The sequence below is a fragment of the Rothia sp. P6271 genome, assembly GCF_048512995.1.
Classification (GTDB): domain Bacteria; phylum Actinomycetota; class Actinomycetes; order Actinomycetales; family Micrococcaceae; genus Rothia.
This window is the reverse complement of the sequence record NZ_JBLXXV010000007.1, coordinates 61096-84445: the sequence shown is the minus strand read 5'-3', so window position 1 is coordinate 84445 and position 23350 is coordinate 61096. Positions and strand designations below refer to the sequence as shown.

The window sequence follows — 23350 nt, the reverse complement described above, 5'->3', positions numbered from 1 at the left end:
ATATAAAAGGAGACGACATGCCAGTCGTAACTATGCGCCAGCTTCTTGATTCTGGTGTTCACTTTGGTCACCAGACCCGTCGCTGGAACCCCAAGATGAAGCGTTTCATCTTCACCGAGCGTAACGGCATTTACATCATCGACTTGCAGCAGTCCTTGGCTTTCATCGACAAGGCTTATGAAGCTGTTAAAGCAACTGTTGCTCACGGCGGCACCATTCTCTTTGTCGGCACCAAGAAGCAGGCTCAGGAAGCTATTGCTGAGCAGGCTACCCGCGTTAACATGCCTTATGTTAACCACCGCTGGCTTGGTGGTATGCTCACCAACTTCGAGACTGTTTCTAAGCGTATCGACCGCATGAAAGAACTAGAGCAGATCGACTTTGACGATGTTGCAGGCTCACAGTTCACCAAGAAAGAACTCCTCTTGCTTCGTCGTGAGCACGAAAAGCTTGAGCGCACTCTTGGCGGTATCCGTAACCTCACCAAGACTCCTAGCCTTTTGTGGGTTGTAGACACCAAGAAAGAGCACCTCGCAATTGACGAAGCTCAGAAGCTCAACATTCCTGTTGTGGCAATTCTTGACACCAACTGTGACCCTGACGAAGTTGCTTTCCCCATCCCCGGTAACGACGATGCAATCCGCTCCGTCAACCTCCTCACCCGCGTCATTGCTGATGCAGTTGCAGAAGGTCTCCTAGAGCGCAACAACAAGAAAGCCGGCAAGGGAAACACTGCTGAAGAGCCTATGGCTGAATGGGAGCGCGAGCTTCTTGAACAGCACAAAGCTGAAAAGACCGCAGAAACTACTGAAGCATCTGCAGAGTAATTTCACATAAAACTAATGGCGCCCACCTAAAGTTCTTGGGTGGGCGCCATTAGCAGAAACCATACTGTAACACCCCTACAGTGTGTATCTATAAATCTTTGAACTAAAACAATCAAGGAGTTCACAATGGCGAACTACACCGCAGCAGACATTAAAGCACTGCGCGAAAAGACCGGAGCAGGCATGCTCGACGTCAAAAAAGCTCTCGATGAGGCTAATGGCGACCAGCAGAAAGCAATGGAAATCATCCGCGTTAAAGGCCTCAAAGGCGTTACCAAGCGCGAAGGCCGTGCAACCGCTGAAGGCCTTATCGCTGCACGCGTTGAAAACGGCGTTGGCTACATGGTAGAAGTCAACTCTGAAACTGACTTCGTTGCAAAATCTGATCCTTTCGTAGAGTTCGGTAACAACGTCCTCGAAGCAGCTATTGCAGCTAACGCTTCCACCTTGGAAGAACTTCAGGCAGCTACCGTAGACGGCAAGACCGTTGAAGAACTCACCACCGAAGCTGGCGCACTCTTGGGCGAAAAAATTGTTGTTCGCCGCGTAGCACGCGTTGAGGGCGAGAACATTGCTGTGTACTTGCACAAGACCTCCAAAGACCTCCCTGCACAGGTTGGCGTTCTTTTGGCTGTCACCGGTGAAGACACCGACACCGTAGCACACGATGTTGCTGTACACATTGCAGCGTTGTCTCCTAAATACTTGAACTCTGAGGCAATCCCCGCTGCTGACGTTGAAGCAGAAAAGCGTGTTGCTGAAGAAACCGCTGCTGCTGAAGGTAAGCCTGAGCAGATTATTCCAAAAATTGTTGAAGGTAAACTCAAAGCTTTCTACAAGGAAAACACTCTTCTTGATCAGGACTTCGCAAAAGATTCTTCAAAGTCTGTTGCTAAGGTTCTTGAAGAAGCTGGCGCTACCGCTACCGCTTTCGAGCGTTTCCGCGTTGGTGCATAAGTAAAAACTTCACTGTTTTGCTCTCAAAAAATAGAAATATTTTAGATTGAGCCGAACATAACAAGGGGAAGTGCCTAGAACGGCACTTCCCCTTGTCGTATGCTATTAGACGAGAACGCGTTTTATGACGCATCATAAATACAGAACTTTTTGGAGGCGCCATCATGACTCAGCCCGCTACTACCCCCACCTATCGCGATGACACAGGACGCCGTCGAGTTCTTCTCAAACTATCGGGGGAAGTCTTTGGCGGTGGAGAAGTCGGTATTGCAACCGACGTTGTTCGTGGAGTTGCTGAACAAATTGCTGCAACCATCGGCAAAGTAGAGACCGCTATTGTGATTGGTGGAGGCAACTTCTTCCGTGGCGCAGAGCTTTCAAATGCGGGAATGGATCGTTCCCGCGCAGACTACATGGGCATGCTAGGTACTGTCATGAATTCCTTGGCTCTTCAAGATTTCCTTGAGCAGGCTGGTATCGATACTCGTGTTCAGTCTGCTATCACCATGCCGCAGGTTGCTGAGACCTATATTCCACGCCGAGCTATTCGCCATATGCAAAAAGATCGTGTTGTAATTTTTGGTGCTGGTGCTGGCTTACCATATTTCTCGACAGATACAGTTGCTGCGCAGCGTGCTCTAGAAATCTCTGCAGATGAAGTTTTGGTGGCAAAGAACGGTGTCGATGGTATTTATACTGCAGACCCAAAGACTAACCCTGATGCTGAGCGTCTTTATAGCCTCACCTATGATGAGGCAATGCGTAAGAACATCCGTGTGATGGATCAGACAGCGTTCTCTCTCTGCCGTGATAACAACGTCACGATGCGCGTATTTGGTATGCAAGGTGACGGTAATGTAACTCGAGCTATTCTTGGCGAAAAGATGGGAACTCTGGTGACAGCCTAAGAATAACTAGGCGCGATGTTTTTTGAGGGTTCTTTTGTTCATCTGGTGTAAATACCTAATGAACAAAAGAACCCTTTGCGTTGGTAGCTCTTCACTCTTCATGGAATTAACACTTGCTTCTTCGAGATGTCTTAAGCAAGAAGAGAGTAAATCAACTAGACTAATAGGGAGCATACCTGTCGGTTATTTTGACTGATAAAAATACTGTATTAAAAGGAGATACCGTTGATCGAGGAATCATTAGCAGAAGCAACAACAAAGATGGATAAGGCAGTGGAAGCTGCAAAGAATGAATTCGCTAACGTGCGTACTGGCCGTGCAAATCCTTCATTGTTCTCTTCACTGACCGTAGAATACTACGGAACTCCTACTCCCTTGCAGCAGCTGGCGTCTTTCCAGACTCCTGAAGCTCGAACTATTCTTATTACCCCTTACGATAAGTCTGCTCTTAGCGATATCGAGAAAGCTCTACGTAACTCTGATCTTGGTGCTAACCCTGCAAACGACGGTAATGTGATTCGCGTTGTGATGCCAGAAATGACAGAAGAACGCCGTAAAGAATACATCAAAATTGTTGGTCATAAAGCTGAAGAAGCGCGCGTTTCTGTGCGTAACATCCGTCGCACTGCAAAGAGCGCTATCGACAAGCTCGTCAAAGACGGCGAAGTTGGCGAAGATGAAGGTGCTCGCGGAGAAAAAGAACTAGACGCTTTGACTAAAAAGCATATTGACCACATTGATGAGCTTTTCAAGCGTAAAGAAGCGGAGCTTCTCGAGGTCTAAATTTGATGAGTGCTCGGGTTAAACAGCAAACTGGGTCAAAGAATTCTAAAGCGGGACGTAATCTTCCTGCTGCTATCTTCGTAGGTACCTTTTTAGGTGCTCTTCTTATTGTCGGTTTGTTTTGCTACCCTTGGCTTCTTGTCATTCTTGGTGCGCTTGCTGCTGCTGTTGGTACGTGGGAAGTAACTTCTGGTATCAATAAGAAACGTGGTATGGGAATACCCATGTTTCCTACAGTGGCAAGCGCATTATTCCTACCCCTAATCGCTTATATTGGGGGTGGGCAATGGATGATTACTGCGATGGTCTGCGCTATTCTAGCGCAAATTATTTGGCGTCTTTTGGGGCCTAAAGATGGCATGATTATGTCAGTGATGGGGTCTATCTTTGTGACCTCATGGGTTCCTTTTATGGTGGCATTAGCTTTGTTGTTGTTTAGAACTGACGGTGGTTCTGGCAAAATATTTTTAATTTTGTTGATGGCTGTTGCGAATGACACTTGGGGGTATCTGGCGGGTGTTCGCTGGGGTAAGCACCCTATGGCTCCAACGATTTCTCCGAAAAAAACGTGGGAAGGGTTTGCTGGCTCCTTGATAGGGTCTGCATTGACTGCTGTTATTTCGTGTTTCTTTTTAGGGTATCCGTGGTGGTTTGGCGTTATTCTGGCGTGCGCATTGGTTGTGACGGCGACTGCTGGTGACCTTTCTGAATCTATGATTAAACGTGAAATTGGCATTAAAGATATGTCAAACATTCTTCCTGGTCATGGTGGAGTAATGGACCGGTTAGATTCTATTGTTTTTTGTTTAGCTGTTGGATACGTACTATTCACTGGTTTTGAATTCCTTGTTTAGGGTCTTTGACGATGAAGGAATAGTATGATCTTCATGGGTATTTTGAGGTGGTTTATATGGGAGAAAGACGTCAGCGTGTTCGTGAGTTCCGTGCTGTTGAGCCGAAGAAACAAGGATATTCTGCGCGTGAAGTAGACGCTTTTTTTGTTCAGCTGGTTGAGGATTTTGAAAATTTGCGCGCAGGACAAACTTACCCGGGGATGATGACCTCAACGACTATTCGCACCATGAGTTTTACACCGGTGCAGGGTGGTTACTATCCGGCTGACGTTGACGCGACGTTAGATCGTGTTGAAGACCGTTTCGCGTCTTTGGAACGTCGTCGTTATATTGAAAAATATGGACGTCAGACGTGGCGTCAAGCGGTAGAGGAAAGTGCTGAATTAGTGATGGGGCGTATCAACCGTGCCTCAGGAGAGCGTTTCCGTCGTCCTAGCTCTGCACGGGTTCAAGGATATTTTGTGGATGATGTGGATGCATTATGCGAGAAACTGCGTCAGCATTTTCGAGGTGAGGGAGAACTTTCTGCGGGTCTGGTTCGTCGGGCAGTTTTTCGTAGCGCTGTAGGTTCTTTATGTTATGAAGAGACGCAAGTTGACGCATTTATGGATCGCTGTATTGAACTAATACTTGATTTGAAATAGTTTTATGTCAACTTCATTACTTGCTGAGAGCATAATGTCTTAAGAAAATATCACCCTGCTGACTATCTAGGTATAATGACTAATGGTTGAAGCATTTTCTGTCATCATACTTTCAGAGAGCGGAAACTCTCATAAAAATAGGGAGATAAAAATGGGTCTTATTACCTGGATTATTTTAGGCCTCATCGCTGGTGCACTCGCTAAGTTCATCATGCCCGGTGAACAAGGTGGAGGATTTATTGTCACCACCGCATTGGGTATTGTTGGTGCGTTCATCGGCGGATGGTTGGGAACCTTTATTCCTGGCCTTTCTAACGGCATTACCGAGCTCAGCTTCGGTACTATCGTCACTGCTGTTATTGGTTCTCTTATTGCTCTGTTTATCTGGGGCAAACTAGGCGCAAAAAACTAAAACTTATCACTACCGTGCGATGCGAGGCTGATAGCTCTCAACCGAGATGCTAGCACCCTCGCATCGTCATTTTAAAACACGGCTACTAATCATGGTGTCCTCAAAGTGTTTCAGCAAAGACGGTAAACTACATACTATGAAATTTGGTGGCACAGCTAAACCTCGTACAAATACTCATCCTCTAGAGTCCCTAAGTGATGAATATCTTCAACATTGTGGGGTAGGCCGAACCCTTAGCATTCTTGGGTCAACTGGCTCTATTGGAACTCAAGCACTCCAAGTGCTACGGCACTTATGCTCCCTATCGCATACTAGCCTCTACGATGCTGATGCCCCCATCCGTGTTAGGGCGCTCTCTGCTGGACGAAACTCCTTAGAACTATTAGCGCAACAAGCTGTAGAAACTCGAGCAGAACTGATCGCAACGAGCGGAACAGAACAAGACCGTATCACCTTACAAGAACTCATCCAACAGCACAGCACAGCACATGGATTATCTGGGTACACCCCACAGATTATCTGCGGCGAAAACGCATCTTCTGAAGCTGCGAGCTGCGGTGCAGATATAGTACTGAACGGAATCACCGGTTCCATCGGTTTACGCCCAACCCTGGCAGCTTTATCCTCTGGCGCACACATTGCGTTAGCAAATAAAGAGTCCCTCATTGCTGGTGGGGCTTTAGTCCGCCAAGCAGTAGATCAATCACCACACGAACAACCCCTAATTCCTGTTGATTCTGAACATTCTGCTCTAGCTCAGGCCCTAAACGCCGGACACGACAGCGAAATTGAACGATTAATCCTCACCGCATCGGGCGGGCCATTTCGTGGAATGACCAAAGAACAACTACAACATGTTACCCCTGAGCAAGCCCTAGCACACCCTACATGGGATATGGGTAAAGTCGTAACAACAAACTCTGCTTCGATGGTCAATAAAGCTCTTGAGGTATTAGAAGCACACTACCTCTTTGGTGTAGACCTTGACCATATTGACGTCACAGTGCACCCGCAATCAGTGGTACATTCTATGGTTCAATTTATTGACGGTACAACAATTGCCCAAGCTAGCCCACCGACCATGCTCCTACCCATTGCGTTAGGTCTGACATGGCCGTATCGTATCCCTCGCGTTGCACCCGCCTGTAACTGGAACATCGCACAGAAATGGACTTTTGAGCCTCTTGATGAAGAAGCGTTCCCAGCAGTCCGTATCATCAAAGACGCTGGACGTCGTGGAGGAACCCTACCCACGGTATTTAACGCTGCGAATGAAGAAGCAGTAGAAGCCTTCCATGAGAAGAAAATTTCTTTTACCGCGATGATTGATACCGTTCAAAAAGTACTGGACGAACATGAATCGTCGAGTGCATATTGTTCCGAAAAAAACTTGACCTTGGACTCAGTTTTAGAAGCAGAGCGCTGGGCACGTATACGTGCCGGCGAAATACTGGCACAATAGTAGATGTACCAAAACGTGTTGACCACGGCGGCAAGCTCCTTGAGAACTTGCTGCCGTGGTCTTTAACAGCGCATATTTATGTGAACTACTAAAAAGTTCAGAATTCCAGTAATGGCACTTTAATAGACGGTGAGCCCGCGGTCCCGAAATTGTTGGCGTACCCGCTCTGTTTCTTCTTTACTGGGAGGACGAACGTCTTCAAGTTTGTATTCAAGACCCAAAGAATGCCATTTATCTGTTCCCATCTGGTGAAAAGGTAAGACCTCTACTCTTCGAACAGATTGGGGCCAGCGGCATACAATATCTGCAACATTCTCTACATTCTCATAAGAGTCGGTGTAACCAGGCACTGAAACAAAACGAATCCATACATCTTTGCCAAGAGCGTTGAGTCTGTCACCAAAATCAATAGTTGGTTGTAAACGTCGTCCTGTCACACGATGGTAGGTTTCCTCATCACCGGCTTTAACATCGAGAAGAACTAAATCTACTGACTCAAGAAAATCATCGGTAGCTGCTGCACCTAAATAACCAGAGGTATCAATGCACGTATGAATACCTAAAGATTTAGCGCCCATGAGAACATTCCACGCAAAAGCACGCTGCATGAGGACTTCTCCACCAGAAATTGTTAAACCACCACCGGTAGATTTAAAAATTTTGCGATACCGTTTGATGCGTTTGATTAATTCTTGAGCTTCAACTGGCTGACCATCACGCATGTTAAACGTATCTGGATTATGACAGTACACGCACCGCAGCGGACAACCATTCATAAAGACCGTCATCCGAGTGCCGGGGCCATCTACCGCGGTAACGAGCTCCCAAGAATGGACAGAACCTAATTTTCCCTCTCTCATTCTTTTGAGTTGTTCGCTTCGTTCTAAATCGGTGAGTTCACCAAGACCCCACGTTCCAGCTCCTGCATGACGAGACGCTGGGGGAGCAAAGCCTTGTTCCCCCAACGGCATCGTTTCTACTGTTGATGTAGACATTATTGACCAGAAGAGAGTTAAGCACTCTGGTGGAAAGTCCGTGAGAGAACGTCAAGTTGCTGCTCACGCGTCAAACGCACAAAGTTTACGGCATACCCAGAGACTCGAACGGTGAGGTTTGGGTATTTATCGGGGTTTTCCATTGCGTCTTCGAGGGTCTCACGGTTGAGGACGTTGATATTTGCATGGTATAGGCCATGCTGATCTGCAGGGACGTTAGCTCGGTTAGCTTTCATCTCTGCAAGACGTTCTTCAAAGGTTTTGACTGCCATGATAATTTTCTCCTTAGATTTTTCAAGTGATGTGTTGGTATATGCCTCAGCATGAGGGCATATACCAACACGAGGTAACCCATGGGGTAACCGTTATATGCGGTTAGTCTTCTTCTGGTAAGAATCCTGCATCAAGGATTCCTACAAGGTTCTGAACTTGTTCTTCTTTGGTGCGCCCCAATGCGGTGGGGGTGATGGTGTTGGTCAAGGAAATACCGTCGAGAGCATCTTGGTAGTCAAGTTTGCCAACAGAAAGCATGGAAGCCACCATGCCGTGTGTATCCATACCGTTTTCGGGGTTTGCGCCGGGGGAGAAAGGTGTTCCTGCACGGTGTCCGGAAGGGAAGTTTCCGGTAGCTTTACCGTAGACAACGTTTGAGGTAATCGTGAGCACTGACTGGGTGGGGATAGCATCACGATAAAGCGGGATAGCTTTAATCTTGCTCATGACCGTATGGACGATTGTTGCGGCGATATCGTCTGCTCTGTCGTCGTCGTTTCCGTAGGCAGGGAAGTCTCCTTCGGTGATGTAATCAACGATGAGTCCTGTTTCGTCGCGGACAGGGGTGACTTTCGCATACTTAATAGCAGAAAGTGAGTCTGCAACAATGGATAGCCCAGCGATACCGCATCCCATAGCTCGAATGACGTCGGAATCGTGGAGCGCCATCTCAATAGCTTCATAAGCATATTTATCGTGGCAGTAGTGAATAATGTTGAGAGCTTCAACGTAGGTTGCAATCACCCAATCGAGCATCTCTTCATATTTTTGCCAGACTTCGTCAAAATCAAGAGGCCCGTCACCGGTGATGGGTTCGTACCCTTCAACGATGAGCTTTCCGCTCATCTCGTCTCGCCCACCGTTGATTGCGTAAAGCAGCGCTTTAGCAGCATTGACGCGAGCGCCAAAGAACTGCATTTGTTTTCCGACTTTCATGGGGGATACGCAGCATGCGATGGCGGCGTCGTCTCCCCAAGTGTTTCGGATTTGTGGATCAGATTCGTACTGGATGGAGGAGGTTTCGATGGAGATAGCGGAGCAGAACTCTTTGTATCCTGCGGGAAGTTTTTCGTCCCAGAAGATGGTGATATTTGGTTCTGGGGCTGGTCCGAGGTTGCGTAGAGTCTGTAGGAGTCGGAAGGACGTTTTGACGACGAGGGTTCGTCCGTCGTCTCCGAATCCTGCGTCGGACCATGTTGCCCAGTATGGGTCTCCTGAGAAGATTTGATCGTAGTCGATGGTGCGTAAGAAGCGGACGATGCGTAGTTTGATAACGAGCGCGTCGATCATTTCTTGTGCATCAGATTCGGTGATGGTTCCGTTGGCGAGGTCTCGTTCGAAGTAGATGTCGAGGAAGCCAGAGAGTCGTCCGATGGACATGGCTGCACCGTCTTGTGATTTGACGGATGCGAGGTATGCGAAGTAGGTCCATTGGACGGCTTCTTGTGCGTTTTTTGCGGGCCCTGAGATGTCGAATCCGTAGGATTGTGCCATGTTTTTGAGTCGTTTGAGGGCTTTGATTTGTTCTGAGTGTTCTTCGCGGTATCGTGCCCAGTGTTCGGAGAATCCTTGGTCAGCGACTTTGTGTTTATCGGCTTCTTTTTCTCGGATGAGGAAGTCTACGCCGTAGAGCGCTACACGGCGGTAGTCGCCGATAATGCGTCCACGTCCGTAGGCGTCGGGTAAGCCGGTGATGATGTGTGATGAACGGGCTGCGCGGATACGTGGGGTGTAGATGTCGAATACTGCGTCGTTGTGGGTTTTGCGGTATTCGGTAAATATTTTTTTGATGTCTGGGTTGGGTTCTTTGCCGGCTTCTTTGATGGCGGTTTCGACCATACGCCAGCCGCCGTTGGGCATCATGGCACGTTTGAGGGGAACGTCTGTTTGTAATCCGACGCAGACGTCATCGTCTTCGCTGATGTAGCCGGCAGGGAATGCGTCGATTTCTGCAGGGGTGTTAGTGTCGACGTCATAGACGCGTTGTTTGCGTTCTACCGAGAGGTATTTCTTTTCGAGGGTGTCCCAGACTCTGAGTGTTTTGTCGGTGGGGCCGGCGAGGAAGGAGGCGTCGCCTTCATAGGGGGTGTAGTTGCGTTGGATGAAGTCTCTGAGGTCTACATGTTCTTGCCATGGTCCCGAGGTGAAATCTTTCCATGCGACGGCGAAGATGTCGTGCTCTGCTGTGTGCGATTCCGTGTGAACGGTCATGTCTGCACTCCTGTTTGCGGTAACCGCTTTTTGTTTATGTGAGCGGTGTTTTTATGTGACGTTTTTATCGTATCCATTGAGCTGTTGAATGTTAAAAGGTGTGCTGGTTTTGTTATGGAAAGAATTTTTATGATTAGCTTAAAAATGTCTTTTGACTAGTAGTTTTATTGATATTAGAAAATGTTATTTTGTATTTATGTGGCACGTAACGCCTATTATGTTCTTTTGTGAAGTTTTTGTGTTGGTGACATATAGTTAAAGTTCTGCAAGGTGTTGTGTAGAGGGTTTTTGTGACCATAAGGAGATTGTGTTCTTATGGTTTCATCTTTTCTTGTGTTGTTTTATGGAGGGAGGGGAGCAACCTGCACAAATAACGCTCACGCCTCGACCCTGCACACAATAACCACCAAAAATACTGTAAAAACTACGCTTAACATCCCAGAAAAAACTGTGTACTAGCTCAATACACGGTGCGTAGCACTGCCACAACACTCGAAAACATGGTTTGATAGGTGAAGTTTAAAGAATTTCACCACGAACAGCGCAGAGAGGAAACAAACATGGGTACCGCCTTATTTATTGGGGGAGTCGTCATCATGACACTCGCCATCATTCTCTCTATCGCTTTACACGAAATAGGGCACCTCGTCCCCGCAAAACTCTTCAACGTCAGAGTGCCTCAATACATGATTGGGTTCGGCTCAACCATCTTCTCCCGAAAAGTTGGCGAAACCGAATACGGAATCAAAGCCATCCCTCTTGGCGGATACATCTCAATGATTGGGATGTACCCACCCGCCTCAAAAACCACTCGTCACAACCGCCTATCGCAGATTTACCAAGACGCACGCGACATCGACTCCGAACGTATCACACCAAAGGACGAAGGGCGATTGTTCTACCAACTGCCAGTCCACAAACGCATTATCATCATGCTCGGCGGGCCCACCATGAACCTCCTCATTGGGGTTCTCTGTATGGCAGTGCTCATCCTCGGTTTTGGAAAATACCAGCCCACAACCACCATCGAAACCATTTCACAATGCGTACATACCGTCACTGCCACTAACGCAGACCAAGCCAACCGTGCCAGCTGCACCAACACAGATCCCGACTCTCCAGCACACGCGGCAGGTCTTACAGCTGGAGATACTATTACTGTTTTTGCCGGTGAACAGGTCACCTCGTGGGAACAACTCACCTCTCTCATCCAACGGAACGCAAACCACGCTGTTCCAGTAACCGTTGAAAAAGATGGAAAAACACGAGAACTGACCATCACCCCGTTGGAAACGGTGAGACCGGTCTATAACCAACTCACAGGACAATACGAAAAGAACCCCGACGGAACCTACAAAACCATCACCGTTGGTTTCATCGGTGTTAGCCCCACTAGCGAACTAACACCAGGACATATTGGACAAGTTCTCCCCGAAGTGGGGAATACCCTCGAACGTATTGGCGCAACAGTCCTCAAACTTCCAGCGAGAGTATTCTCAGTGGGAGAATCACTCATTACTGGAAGCGAACGCCCCGCAGACTCACCCGTTTCCGTTGTTGGAGTCGGGCGTGCCGCAGGTGAAATCGCAGCAACAGACCGTATCGATTTACGTTCTAAAAGCGCTACGCTCATCTCCCTAATCGGTTCCATGAACCTCATGCTATTCGTCTTCAACCTCATTCCATTGTTACCGCTTGATGGAGGACACGTTGCCGGCGCACTATGGGAGGGCCTCCGAAAAGGTTGGGCACGCCTACGAGGTAAAGCTCATCCTGGGCCCTTTGACCCCGTAAAGCTTCTTCCACTGACATGGGTCGTAGCTGGAGCATTCATCCTTATGTCGGTGGTCCTTATCCTTGCCGACATCATCAAACCTATTAACCTCTTCTAAAAACTATCTGTGACAAAACAGACAACCACTCTTATGAAGGTGGTATATCGTGGAAGAACAAACAAACACCGACGCTCTTAACATTGCGCTGAGAGCTATATCTACAGCAGAAACTCGTCGCGAAGCCCACTGCATTCGAAAAAACACTAGTATCTGGTGCACAATAGATAACGGTATCGGTGCGCATCGCGCGCACCACCGACAAGTCTTTGGAGGAACATCTTGGCTTCGGTCAGTTTAGGCATGCCCGCACCCGCCCCGCTTACACTTGCGCCACGTCGCAAAACCCGACAATTCAAAGTTGGGTCCGTAGGTGTGGGCTCAGACTCTCCAGTGTCGGTGCAGTCAATGACAACCACCAAGACACACGATATTGGTGCAACCCTCCAACAAATTGCTGAACTTACCGCTGCCGGTTGCGACATCGTACGTGTGGCTTGCCCCACCGACAAAGACGCAGAAGCACTACCTATCATTGCAAAGCAATCACAAATACCCGTTATCGCAGATATCCACTTCAAACCCAAATACGTATATGCCGCCATTGAAGCAGGCTGTGGAGCCGTTCGCGTTAACCCCGGAAACATCCGACAATTCGATGACCAAGTCAAAGAAATCGCGCAAATGGCGAATGACCACGGAACCTCCATCCGTATCGGAGTCAACGCCGGCTCCCTCGACAAGCGCCTCCTCCAAAAATACGGCAAAGCAACACCCGACGCGCTCGTAGAATCCGCAGTCTGGGAAGCCTCGCTTTTTGAAGAACACGACTTCTACGACTTCAAAATCTCCGTTAAACACAATGACCCCGTAGTCATGGTCGAAGCATATAAACGCCTAGCAGAACGCGGAGACTGGCCTTTGCACCTAGGCGTTACAGAAGCTGGACCAGCCTTTCAAGGCACCATCAAATCCGCAACGGCTTTCGGGGCGCTCCTATCTCAAGGCATCGGTGACACTATCCGAGTGTCGCTTTCTGCTCCTCCTGTTGAAGAAGTCAAAGTAGGTTCACAGATTCTTGAATCGCTGAACCTTCGTCCTCGAAAACTTGACATCGTATCTTGTCCCTCCTGCGGACGAGCACAAGTCAACGTCTGGGAACTAGCAGAAAACGTCACTAAAGGGCTCGAAGGCATGAAAGTTCCGCTTCGCGTTGCCGTTATGGGATGTGTCGTCAACGGGCCTGGTGAAGCTCGCGAAGCAGACCTCGGCGTCGCATCAGGTAACGGCAAAGGACAAATTTTCGTCAAAGGCGAAGTCATCAAAACCGTGTCCGAAGACCAAATTGTTGAAACTCTCATCGAAGAAGCTACCCGTATTGCCGAAGAAATGGAAGCCAACGGCGAATACATCCCAGAAGATGGGCCTGGTGCGCAAGTCATTGTCAAATAACCCGTAAGTACTGGCCAGGGAAACACCATACCCCTGGCCAGTGTCATACATTCAACCTGAAGAAAGCTGTGGCCACCGTGCTCTCATTTTTTCAACGCAACACAGAGGATGTTCTTATTCGTCCCCTAACCATTGACGATTGGGACGAACTTGAAACGATGATAGCCACCGACCCCATCAAGAACCTCTACGCTTCAGAACATCTAGAGCGCTTTGGACTACCAACACCCTCCACCTTGAGCGGGCAACGCCAAAACTATGGGTTCATGGGCATCTTCATACCTGTTTATGAGAACGCACCGATAGTCCATCATGGAGTAGAACTCGCCTACGGTAACTTTGAGACAGAACGCAAAAACACCAACACACGAAAACCGTATCTGCCCAATAGCGAACGAATGAGCCAAACCGTCAAAAAAGTTACGGAAAAACTTTTTGACAAAATTACATTAAAACCACGGAGACCTATCCCGCTACAAAATGAGATTCTTGAGCCTCATGAAAAATACTCTCAAGAACACTCCGCAACATTCTTCACGATGGTAGGCGCCTTCTGGTTAGGATCAAATTGTGTCCCTATCGTAATTCCCAAAGAATACCGTAAACATGCCAGTACCATGATTACCCGCTCTATCAAATACATATCATCCATCATTGGCGACGCTGAAGACGTTCTTGGGTTATGGGAACTTCTACAACCTAAAGCAGCAACGCCTCTCTCCGTGAGCGAAAATCAGCCGCTACTATACCTTGACCCACAGAAATCTTTAGAAACATTTACCACACAAAAAATTCAACCTCAGCAAAAAAACCTTGACGTTCCAGCCATTAAAGAGAACGCCGTCCGCTGGGCACGTACCTCCGACCGCCATTCACTACTTAAAGCTTCTGTGGCAATGTTTATTGAAGAAGTGGGTTATGACCCGATGACTAGAGACTCCGCCGGATACATCCAACGAGTTGAAGAATACATTAGAACAGGAAGAACCCTCGTTGCCACCAACGATGATGGTGTTGTCATCTTCAAAGCAGACCTTGGGCTAGCGTACTCAGATCTTTGCCAAATACAGGGGGTATGGTTGCATCCTGCCTACCGTGGGGTAGGGCTATCTGCACCTCTACTAGCTCAAGCTATCGAACTTATTCGCCCAAGATTCCCTCATATTAGTTTGTACGTCAATAGTCATAACCAACGCGCCTACCGGCTATATCAAAGTCTCGGTATGGAACAACACGGTACTTTTGCAACGGTGACGTTCTAAAAACTATCTTTTCTTCCCCATAACATCGTCGATGCCTTGCCCGTTAAGGAACATCATCAACAGAGCATCTACGCTAAAATAAGTACAAATATTCCTCAACAAGTGTCACAAACACTCATGAGCACCCCACAATAAGAATGGATGATTTTGGTGGCTATTCGCCTTTCACAACTCTTTTTGCGCACCCTGCGCGATGACCCTTCCGATGCAGAAGTTATCAGCCATAAACTCTTAGTTCGTGCCGGATACATTCGCCGTGCCGCACCAGGTATCTACACTTGGTTACCATTAGGACTCTCGGTGCTCAACAAAGTGCAGAACATCGTCCGCGAAGAGATGAACGCTATTGGCGCCCAAGAAGTACACTTTCCCGCGCTGCTCCCACGTGAACCCTACGAAGCCACGAACCGTTGGGATGAATACGGAGATAACCTCTTCCGCCTCAAAGACCGCAAAGGCGCAGATATGCTCCTTGCCCCCACCCACGAGGAAATGTTCACGCTTCTCGTTAAAGACCTTTACACCTCGTATAAAGACCTCCCCGTCTACCTTTACCAAATCCAAACAAAATACCGTGATGAAGCACGCCCACGTGCTGGGCTCTTGCGCGGACGAGAATTCATCATGAAAGACTCCTACTCTTTCAACCTTGACGACAGCGGACTCGAAGAAGCCTATAACGCACACCGTGGCGCCTATCAGCGTATCTTTGAACGACTCGGACTAGAAATCGTCATTGTCCAAGCACAATCTGGTGCTATGGGTGGTTCTCGTTCTGAAGAATTCCTGCACCCGACGCCTATCGGCGAAGATACCTTTGTGCGTTCTGCTGGTGGATATGCTGCGAACGTTGAAGCTGTCACTACCTACCCGCTAGAAACTGTAGATGCGAGTAACACACCAGCAGCAAGTGTTCGTAAAACGCCTCAGGCAACTACTATCGAATCTTTGGTGCAGGTATCAAACGAGCTTTATCCTCGTGAGAACTGCTCATGGGAGGCGAAAGATACCCTCAAAACACTGATTGTTGCGGTTATTTTGCCTGATGGAGAGCGTCGTCTGGCTGCTATTGGCATCCCTGGAGACCGTAACGTAGATCTTTCTCGTGTGGAGGTTAACATTGGTGCGCTACTAGGTGTTGGCGGCGAAGTTGAGGTAGAACCAGCAAACGAGAACGACCTCAAAGACTTCCCGCAACTGGTCAAGGGATATATCGGCCCAGGCGTATCACGAGAGCAACAACTCTTAGGTGAAGAATCTGCTACAGGTATTCCTTTCTATGTTGACCCACGTATCGTAGAAGGAAGCGCTTGGATTGCTGGCGCTAACCAAGCTGAACACCACGTGTATGACGCTGTTGTAGGCCGTGACTTCGTGGCAGACGCTACTATTGAAGCCTGCGAAGTCCGTGAAGGTGATATGGCCCCCGATGGCTCTGGTGAACTGTACACTGCTCGTGGTATTGAAATGGGACATATCTTCCAGCTAGGACGTAAATACGCTGAAGCACTTGAGCTCAAAGTCCTTGATCAGGACGGAAAGCTACAAACAGTTACGATGGGCTCCTACGGCGTAGGTGTTACTCGCGCGCTAGCTGCTATTGCTGAAAAAAATAATGATGAGAAGGGCCTTATCTGGCCCCGAAACATCGCACCAGCAGACGTGCATGTTGTGGCAACAGGCAAAGGTGAAGAAATCCTTGCTGGTGCTCAAAAACTTGTTGATGAGCTCGAAGCTGCAGGGATTGACGTGATTTTTGACGACCGTCCGAAGGTATCACCCGGCGTGAAATTTAAAGATTCTGAGCTGCTCGGTGTGCCAACAATTATTGTTGTTGGACGTGGCTACGCAGACGGAAAGATCGAAATTCGTGACCGCCGAACCGGATCATCTCGCGAAGTGAACCTTGATGAGGCCGTTGCACAAGTACAACAAGAGATAACGGCTGAAGAAGTATCTGCCTAAGAACAAACCATACGAAGCTGAGGGTGTTCGTACGATGTTTTCATCGTACGAACACCCTCAGCTATATACCTTGTCACGAAGTATCAGAAGAACTGAACTAGCCTTCTAAAAAGATACGGGTAGAAAGAATAAAAATTTGCGCATCACTTGGTACGTTGCGGTCGGCAACAACTGCTAAAGCATTCTTCTGTAAAACATCAGATTGTTCTTCTAAAAATGTGTACCCTTGTGCAACGTCAACCGGATAAGTAACCTGCTGTTTTGGTAACTGATACTGACACGATACTGCTTGAACAAGCTGGCGTTCAAAGAGTTGTGCTTGCTGCTGCGAACGCTCAATATCTGACACCTCTTGGGCAGAAAAGCTATCGACATCGGTTCTTGCCCCAATGACCTCACTGGCATAATGGTACGCATAGCTTGCTTGAAGAAGACGTGCAACGCTCTCAGGTGCTGGGGTACGCTCTGAAAGAGGACGGCAAGCAACTGTCTTTGGAGCTTTCACCTCAGAGAGCTTTATCTGATGTTCTTGAGCAAAATCTTGTAACTGCTGAACAAACTCTAACGGTTCAGAACGAACAAAATTTTGAGCTTCGGATTGTTGATCTGCATTGATAAAAACCTCGTGATATAGCTTTTGTACAGAAGAATCAAAGGTCTTCTCCCACGAGGGAGAATCATCCTTGGGGTGGTCCTTGCCCGCTAGAATATTTGCCGAATGAGGTAACGAATCTAGTTGTTGTTGAACCAAAGATTTTAGCTCATCAGATACGGGAGTTTGCTGTGAAGCTAAAGAATCTTGTACCTCAATGAGAGCGCTAGATATGCGAGTGTACGGTGCTAAAGATTCTGCCTGATGACGCTCCTGAACTTGAGAGTATGCGCCAAGGGCTAGCACTATGACAAGAGAGCTACCTGTGAGCGCGCTTGCTAGAGTCGAAGATTTCATCGTGGTATAACCCTTTTCTTGTCATCAGTGGTGTTGAGAGTGTACGACCTGCCGAATCTACCTTCTCTTTTTACGTTAGCTCTCACACACCACCGTGTTAGGGGTGTTCTCATAGGAAAAGTGGTGCCATAGACGGTAGGCTTAACCGCTAGTTCGATTTAATCTGAAAAAGAAAGTAGCTGATGGTACAACCTTCTCAAAAGAATACTATGAATGCTAGAGAGCGTCGTGCAGCTGAACGTGCTTTAGCTCGAGTATCTGCACCCGAACAATACAGCGCCTTCCTCAACGTCGAGGACGTCAGAGAGAGCATTGAATCAGTAATTGCACAATTTGGTTGTGTGCTTGAGAGTCTTAAAGCTCAAGGTTCTGGCATGCACCGTACTCTAGAAGTTGTTGTTGACTACACCGAAGACCGCACTGATCTGCTCTCCCTCGACACCTTAGCTGAAATTTCTGGAGCTCTTTCTAACGCACTTGATGAAGCAGAAGACGGAAACGTCCCGTATGCTTTAGAAGTTTCTTCTCCTGGAGCTACACGTGCACTCACCGAAGTCCGACACTGGAAACGGGCACAGGGACGTCTACTAGACATCACTCTTGAATCAGGGGAACAATTTTTAGCTCGCTTAGACAACGTCGAAGAAGACGGCGCCATGATTCGTCGTAAAAAACAGACGAAAAAAGGTCAGAAAGAATCCTACAAAGAGAGCGAAAAACTTCTGTGGGAGGCAATTTCTGCCGCAAAAGTAGAAATTGAATTCAATCACTAGTGGGAAAATTCGCTAGAATCACTAAGTAGAGAAAACGTTAAACACGAAGGTTCATGCGGTATCTTCCGCCTGAATGTTAGAGAAGGCGGAGCCGGGGTACACGCGTGCCCCGGTCTGTTGTAGAAGGAAAGGCCTGCCATGGATATTGATTTGAGCATCCTGCGAAAGCTTGAAAAAGAAGGGGATATCGTCCTCGATGAGGTTATACCGATGATCGAGAACGCACTACTTCTGGCGTACCACAAACAGCCTGGAGCTATTCGCGAATCACGAGCAGAAATTGACCTCACCACAGGAACCGTCACTATCTGGGCACCAGAACTAGACGAAAACGACGAAAAAATTGGTGAATTCGACGACACTCCCAATAACTTTGGACGTATCGCTTCTTCAACAGCTCGACAAATTATTCAGCAACGTCTTCGTGACGCTCAAGACTCTCAAGTTCTCGGCGTTTTCCGTGACCGCGAAGGAGAGATTGTTTCTGGTATCGTGCAACAGGGCCCTAACCCTCGCATGGTTCATGTTGATTTGGGAGCTGTCGAAGCTGTCCTTCCCACTTCCGAGCAGGTTCCCGGCGAGCGCTACCCGCACGGTTTGCGTTTCCGCTCATATATCCTTGAAGCCCGCCGTGGGCCTAAAGGTCCTTCCATCGTACTTTCTCGAACACACCCCAAGTTTGTGCGTGGACTTTTTGAACATGAAGTACCAGAAATTCAAGAAGGCCTCGTCGAAATCATGGAAGTAGCACGTGAAGCCGGCCATCGCACCAAGATTGCTGTGCGTGCTACCAAACCTGGCATTAACCCTAAAGGTTCTTGTATCGGTGAGATGGGCGCTCGTGTGCGCGCGGTGATGTCTGAACTTAACGACGAAAAAATTGATATCGTTGATTATTCTGAAGACCCCACAGAATTTATTTCTGCGGCTCTTTCACCGGCAAGAGTTAAACATGTAACGGTGATTGACCCTAAAACTTTCTCTGCTCGTGCGGTAGTGCCAGATGATCAGCTTTCTTTGGCTATTGGTAAAGAAGGTCAGAACGCTCGTCTTGCGGCGAAACTTACTGGTTGGCGTATCGATATTCTTTCTGAATCTCGTTACAATCAGGCCGTCGGAGAAGACGAAGAATAACACGCAGAATGCGAGTTAACTAACAAAGTTTCAGTTCTGTCGATGAAGAACGATAGACTGATAGTGGTGTTACGAAACGACGCACCATAGGTGTAGCCGTTTCTTGCGGGGCATTGACCCCAAAAGACAGCGTGAAATATCCGAATATAGTAAGAAGGGATGAGCTCATACTCATGAAACCCCAACGAACTTGTATCGGATGTCGTGAAGTAACAGCACAAGAAGAATTAGTCCGAGTCGCTTTAGAAAACGTCACGGCGGGGCAACCGCCTCGCGTGGTATGGGATATGCGACGACGACTACCCGGACGCGGAGCATGGCTACATCATAGCCATGAATGTTTGAATAAAGCTCAGAAAAAAGGAGCTTTCAATCGAGCGTTTCGCACACGGGTCAATGCCGTAGAACTCGTTGTCGAAACATCAACGTCAACGACGTTCTCCTCGGCTCGTCACCAGGCGAGTCGGGTGGCGAACTAATGTAAGTCAACTAGTTTGACGACTTCTTATTCGAAAGCGAGTCAGAAAACTGATGGAAACCCTATGAGTGCCGCACAATGAGTACTATTACGTGCTCTGTTACCGGCAAAATGATGGGTGGTTACAACCGTAATACACCCGTTTATCTCAAGTACTGAAGGTTCGCGCCGTCCTCGGCGTGAGCCAGGACAGGAGAAAAGTGGCTAAACCCCGCGTACACGAGATCGCGAAAGATCTCGGTATCACCTCTAAAGAAGCTGTTGCAAAGCTTCAAGAACTCGGCGAATTCGTCAAAAGTGCGTCTTCGACCGTTGAACCTCCCGTAGAGAAAAAACTACGTGCAGCGTTCCCCAAGAAAGAAAACTCTGCAGAAAAAGCTGAGAAAGCTCCGCAGAAGAGTTCTTCACCTAAAACAACAGGTGCAGCGAAGCCTGCACCTAAACCTTCTACCAGCTCAGCTGTTAAACCTGGACCTAAACCTCCAGCTAAAGCACCAGTTGCGGAAGCTAAAACTTCTCAGCCTTCACCTGCTGCTAAGCCTGCAGCGCAGCCAGAGAAACCCGTTCAGCCTAAGAACGCGGCGAAGCCCTCTGGCCCTCGCCCCGGCAACAACCCCTTCTCTACACAACAGGGAATGTCTCAGCCAGCACCGACACCGGCAAATACGCCTAAACCCGGTGCGGTCTCCGCTAAGCCTGGGCCTAAACCTGGCCCTCGCCCCGGCAACAACCCCTTCTCTACACAACAGGGAATGGGCAAGAACTCTGAACGTGGTGGGCGTTCTGAACGTGGCGGTAATGCTTCTGCTCGTGGTGGACGTAACCAGCGTGGAGGACATAATGCTCCTCGCTCCGGTGGCGCAAACGCTGGAGCACGCCCCGGTGGCGGACGTAACCCACGTCCTGCCGCAAATGGTGCTCCTCGCACCGCAGGCAACAATGCTCCTCGCTCCGGTGGCGCAAATACTCCTCGCCCAGCGGGTAATAACGCTCCTCGCCCCGCAGCAAATGCAGGTAGCGGCGCAAACCGCCCATCACCTAATATGATGCCAACAAAGATGACACCTGGTGCTAGCCCTCGTGGCGGCGGTGCCGGTGGTAACTCTCGCCGTGGCGGCAACTCCGGTGGCGGATTCAACCGCGGACCAGGACGTGGCGGACCCGGTGGTGGACGCGGAAATGCACAGGGTGCTTTCGGCCGCGGAGGTGCCGGTTCTAAGCGCAAGAGCAAGAAGCGTGCACGCATCAATCGTGACCTTGAAGAGGTTCTACTACCGCACTTGGCAGGTGTTCAGATTCCTCGCGGTGACGGAAACACTCTCGTTCGTCTTCGCCGTGGTGCATCTATTACCGATTTTGCTGAGAAAATTAACGCAAACCCTGCATCGTTGATTACCGTGCTATTCCGTCTTGGCGAAATGGCAACGCAAACTCAGTCATTGGATGAAGAAACCTTTGAACTGCTCGGCGCAGAACTCGGTTACGTTGTTAAAATCGTTTCCCCTGAAGACGAAGAACGCGAACTTTTCGAATCCTTCGACATTAACCTTGAAGCAGAAACCGCTGCAGAAGATGATGATGTTCTAGAGATTCGTCCTCCAGTGGTGACTGTTATGGGTCACGTCGATCATGGTAAAACCCGTTTGCTTGACGCTATCCGTAATACGAACGTGATTGAGGGAGAAGCCGGTGGCATTACCCAGCACATCGGCGCGTACCAGATTCACACGACTGTTGAAGGCGAAAAGCGAGCTATCACCTTTATTGATACTCCCGGTCACGAAGCGTTCACCGCAATGCGTGCCCGTGGTGCTAAAGTCACTGACATCGCAATTTTGGTGGTTGCAGCAGACGATGGCGTAATGCCTCAGACTGTTGAAGCTATCCGTCACGCACAGGCCGCTAAAGTACCTATGATTGTGGCTGTCAACAAGATCGATAAAGAGGGCGCTTCACCTGATAAGGTTCGTGGACAGCTTACTGAATACGACCTCATCCCTGAAGAATACGGTGGAGACACCATGTTCGTGGATGTCTCAGCACGCGATAACCTCAACATTGATGCGCTCTTGGAAGCTGTCTGTCTCACTGCAGACAACACCATGGTCCTTAAAGCGAACCCCCATAAAGAAGCTCGTGGCGTTGCTATTGAAGCAAACCTCGACAAGGGACGTGGCGCCGTGTCCACGGTACTGGTACAGTCCGGTACTTTGCATATTGGTGACGCGATTGTTGCCGGTGTGGCTTATGGTCGTGTTCGTGCAATGTTCGATGAGAACGGTCAAGCCCTTACAGAAGCTGGGCCTTCACGTCCAGTTCAGGTACTTGGTCTTTCTACCGTTCCTCGTGCAGGCGATACGTTTATCTCTACCGAAGAAGAACGTACTGCACGCCAAATTGCTGAAAAGCGTGAAGCTGCAGACCGTAACGCACAGCTTGCTAGCCGTCGTAAACGCGTCACCTTGGAATCCTTCGATGACGCAGTTGCTGAAGGCAAGATGGACACCTTGAACCTCATCATCAAGGGTGACGTCTCAGGTGCTGTTGAAGCTCTTGAAGAGTCCTTGATGAAGATTGAAGCTGGTGGAGACGAAGTTCAGCTCCGTATCATTCACCGTGGCGTTGGTGCTATCACTCAAAATGACGTGAACCTTGCAACCGTTGATAACGCTGTGATTATTGGTTTCAACGTTCGTCCGGCAGAGCGTGTGGCAGAACTGGCAGAACGCGAAGGCGTAGAAATGAAGTTCTACTCCGTGATTTACCGTGCCATTGAAGAAATTGAGCTTGCTGTCAAGGGTATGCTCAAGCCTGAATACGAAGAAGTGGAGCTTGGTTCTGCTGAGATTCGCGAAGTATTCCGTTCTTCCAAGTGGGGTAACATTGCTGGTTCTATCGTCAAAGACGGAATCATCAAGCGTAACGCTAAGGCTCGTCTGGTTCGTGACGGCTCCGTTGTTGCAGATAACCTCAACATTGAGTCCTTGCGACGATTCAAGGATGACGCTACTGAAGTTCGTGAAGGCTACGAGTGCGGTATCGGACTTGGCTCCTTCAACGACATTCATGAAGGCGACATCATTGAGACGTGGGAGCTACGAGAAAAGCCACGCGTCTAAAGAATATATGACGCTAGGGTGAACACTACGCTAGATAGATGTGGTGATTCACTCCGCTAA

The 23350-nt window shown here is 48.6% G+C and carries 21 protein-coding genes; 17 read left to right on the top strand and 4 right to left on the bottom strand.

The genetic code is table 11. From position 1 onward, the window contains the following. Positions 1-17 precede the first annotated feature (17 nt). The 8 genes from rpsB to dxr all read left to right on the top strand — a co-directional run bounded on the left by rpsB (position 18) and on the right by dxr (position 6847). Positions 18-827: a 30S ribosomal protein S2 gene (gene rpsB / locus ACN08X_RS06485; RefSeq protein WP_419102146.1), complete on the top strand. Its 810-nt coding sequence runs from the start codon at positions 18-20 to the stop codon at positions 825-827. 126 nt (positions 828-953) lie between these two features. Further along, on the top strand, positions 954-1784 hold the full coding sequence (tsf, locus tag ACN08X_RS06480; protein WP_419106169.1) for a translation elongation factor Ts: 831 nt from the start codon (positions 954-956) through the stop codon (positions 1782-1784). 164 nt (positions 1785-1948) lie between these two features. Continuing rightward, positions 1949-2692 carry a UMP kinase gene (gene pyrH, locus ACN08X_RS06475; protein WP_419102148.1) on the top strand — a complete coding sequence of 248 codons (744 nt, stop codon included), beginning with the start codon at positions 1949-1951 and terminating at the stop codon, positions 2690-2692. Positions 2693-2917: 225 nt separating this feature from the next. After that, the gene (frr, locus tag ACN08X_RS06470) at positions 2918-3475 is read left to right on the top strand and encodes a ribosome recycling factor (RefSeq protein WP_419102149.1); all 558 of its coding nucleotides are present in this window, start codon (positions 2918-2920) and stop codon (positions 3473-3475) included. A 5-nt stretch (positions 3476-3480) separates the two neighbouring features. Continuing rightward, on the top strand, positions 3481-4329 hold the full coding sequence (locus ACN08X_RS06465; RefSeq protein WP_419106170.1) for a phosphatidate cytidylyltransferase: 849 nt from the start codon (positions 3481-3483) through the stop codon (positions 4327-4329). A gap of 56 nt (positions 4330-4385) precedes the next feature. Continuing rightward, positions 4386-4973 (top strand): cell division protein DivIVA, encoded by a 588-nt coding sequence (locus tag ACN08X_RS06460; protein WP_419102151.1) that lies wholly within the window; start codon positions 4386-4388, stop codon positions 4971-4973. Positions 4974-5124: 151 nt separating this feature from the next. Further along, positions 5125-5385, top strand: coding sequence for a GlsB/YeaQ/YmgE family stress response membrane protein (locus ACN08X_RS06455; RefSeq protein WP_419102152.1), 261 nt, complete (start codon positions 5125-5127; stop codon positions 5383-5385). A gap of 136 nt (positions 5386-5521) precedes the next feature. After that, a complete protein-coding gene (gene dxr, locus ACN08X_RS06450; protein ID WP_419108260.1) occupies positions 5522-6847 on the top strand; it encodes a 1-deoxy-D-xylulose-5-phosphate reductoisomerase in 1326 nt (441 codons plus the stop codon). 119 nt (positions 6848-6966) lie between these two features. Here the strand turns inward: dxr and pflA are convergent, their stop codons facing one another. The 3 genes from pflA to pflB form a co-directional block, all read right to left on the bottom strand. Further along, entirely contained in the window at positions 6967-7842 is an 876-nt protein-coding gene (pflA, locus tag ACN08X_RS06445) for a pyruvate formate-lyase-activating protein (RefSeq protein WP_419102154.1), read from the bottom strand. Between the two features lie 17 nt (positions 7843-7859). Further along, the gene (grcA2, locus tag ACN08X_RS06440; RefSeq protein ID WP_419102155.1) at positions 7860-8114 is read right to left on the bottom strand and encodes an autonomous glycyl radical cofactor GrcA2; all 255 of its coding nucleotides are present in this window, start codon (positions 8112-8114) and stop codon (positions 7860-7862) included. Between the two features lie 103 nt (positions 8115-8217). Next, on the bottom strand, positions 8218-10326 hold the full coding sequence (pflB, locus tag ACN08X_RS06435; RefSeq protein ID WP_419108259.1) for a formate C-acetyltransferase: 2109 nt from the start codon (positions 10324-10326) through the stop codon (positions 8218-8220). A 560-nt stretch (positions 10327-10886) separates the two neighbouring features. On the opposite strand from pflB, the gene ACN08X_RS06430 reads away from it, so the two are divergent. From ACN08X_RS06430 to ACN08X_RS06410, 5 genes are all read left to right on the top strand, one after another. Beyond that, positions 10887-12218: a M50 family metallopeptidase gene (locus ACN08X_RS06430; RefSeq protein WP_419108258.1), complete on the top strand. Its 1332-nt coding sequence runs from the start codon at positions 10887-10889 to the stop codon at positions 12216-12218. Positions 12219-12267: 49 nt separating this feature from the next. Further along, entirely contained in the window at positions 12268-12459 is a 192-nt protein-coding gene (locus ACN08X_RS06425) for a hypothetical protein (RefSeq protein WP_419106174.1), read from the top strand. Continuing rightward, a complete protein-coding gene (ispG, locus tag ACN08X_RS06420) occupies positions 12441-13610 on the top strand; it encodes a flavodoxin-dependent (E)-4-hydroxy-3-methylbut-2-enyl-diphosphate synthase (RefSeq protein WP_419108257.1) in 1170 nt (389 codons plus the stop codon). The genes ACN08X_RS06425 and ispG overlap by 19 nt, the downstream gene beginning before the upstream one ends. Positions 13611-13687: 77 nt before the next feature. After that, positions 13688-14872 carry a GNAT family N-acetyltransferase gene (locus ACN08X_RS06415; protein WP_419108256.1) on the top strand — a complete coding sequence of 395 codons (1185 nt, stop codon included), beginning with the start codon at positions 13688-13690 and terminating at the stop codon, positions 14870-14872. A gap of 150 nt (positions 14873-15022) precedes the next feature. Then, on the top strand, positions 15023-16837 hold the full coding sequence (locus ACN08X_RS06410; protein WP_419108255.1) for a proline--tRNA ligase: 1815 nt from the start codon (positions 15023-15025) through the stop codon (positions 16835-16837). A gap of 97 nt (positions 16838-16934) precedes the next feature. On the opposite strand, the gene ACN08X_RS06405 is transcribed toward ACN08X_RS06410, so the two are convergent. After that, positions 16935-17786 (bottom strand): hypothetical protein, encoded by an 852-nt coding sequence (locus tag ACN08X_RS06405; protein WP_419108254.1) that lies wholly within the window; start codon positions 17784-17786, stop codon positions 16935-16937. Positions 17787-17968: 182 nt separating this feature from the next. Here ACN08X_RS06405 and rimP point away from each other — a divergent pair, with 182 nt between their 5' ends. From rimP to infB, 4 genes are all read left to right on the top strand, one after another. Next, positions 17969-18559: a ribosome maturation factor RimP gene (gene rimP, locus ACN08X_RS06400; protein WP_419102163.1), complete on the top strand. Its 591-nt coding sequence runs from the start codon at positions 17969-17971 to the stop codon at positions 18557-18559. A 138-nt stretch (positions 18560-18697) separates the two neighbouring features. After that, positions 18698-19693 carry a transcription termination factor NusA gene (gene nusA / locus ACN08X_RS06395; RefSeq protein WP_419108253.1) on the top strand — a complete coding sequence of 332 codons (996 nt, stop codon included), beginning with the start codon at positions 18698-18700 and terminating at the stop codon, positions 19691-19693. A gap of 173 nt (positions 19694-19866) precedes the next feature. Beyond that, positions 19867-20172, top strand: coding sequence for a YlxR family protein (locus ACN08X_RS06390; protein ID WP_419106178.1), 306 nt, complete (start codon positions 19867-19869; stop codon positions 20170-20172). A 199-nt stretch (positions 20173-20371) separates the two neighbouring features. Next, positions 20372-23290 (top strand): translation initiation factor IF-2, encoded by a 2919-nt coding sequence (gene infB / locus ACN08X_RS06385; RefSeq protein WP_419108252.1) that lies wholly within the window; start codon positions 20372-20374, stop codon positions 23288-23290. The last annotated feature ends 60 nt before the right edge of the window (positions 23291-23350 follow it).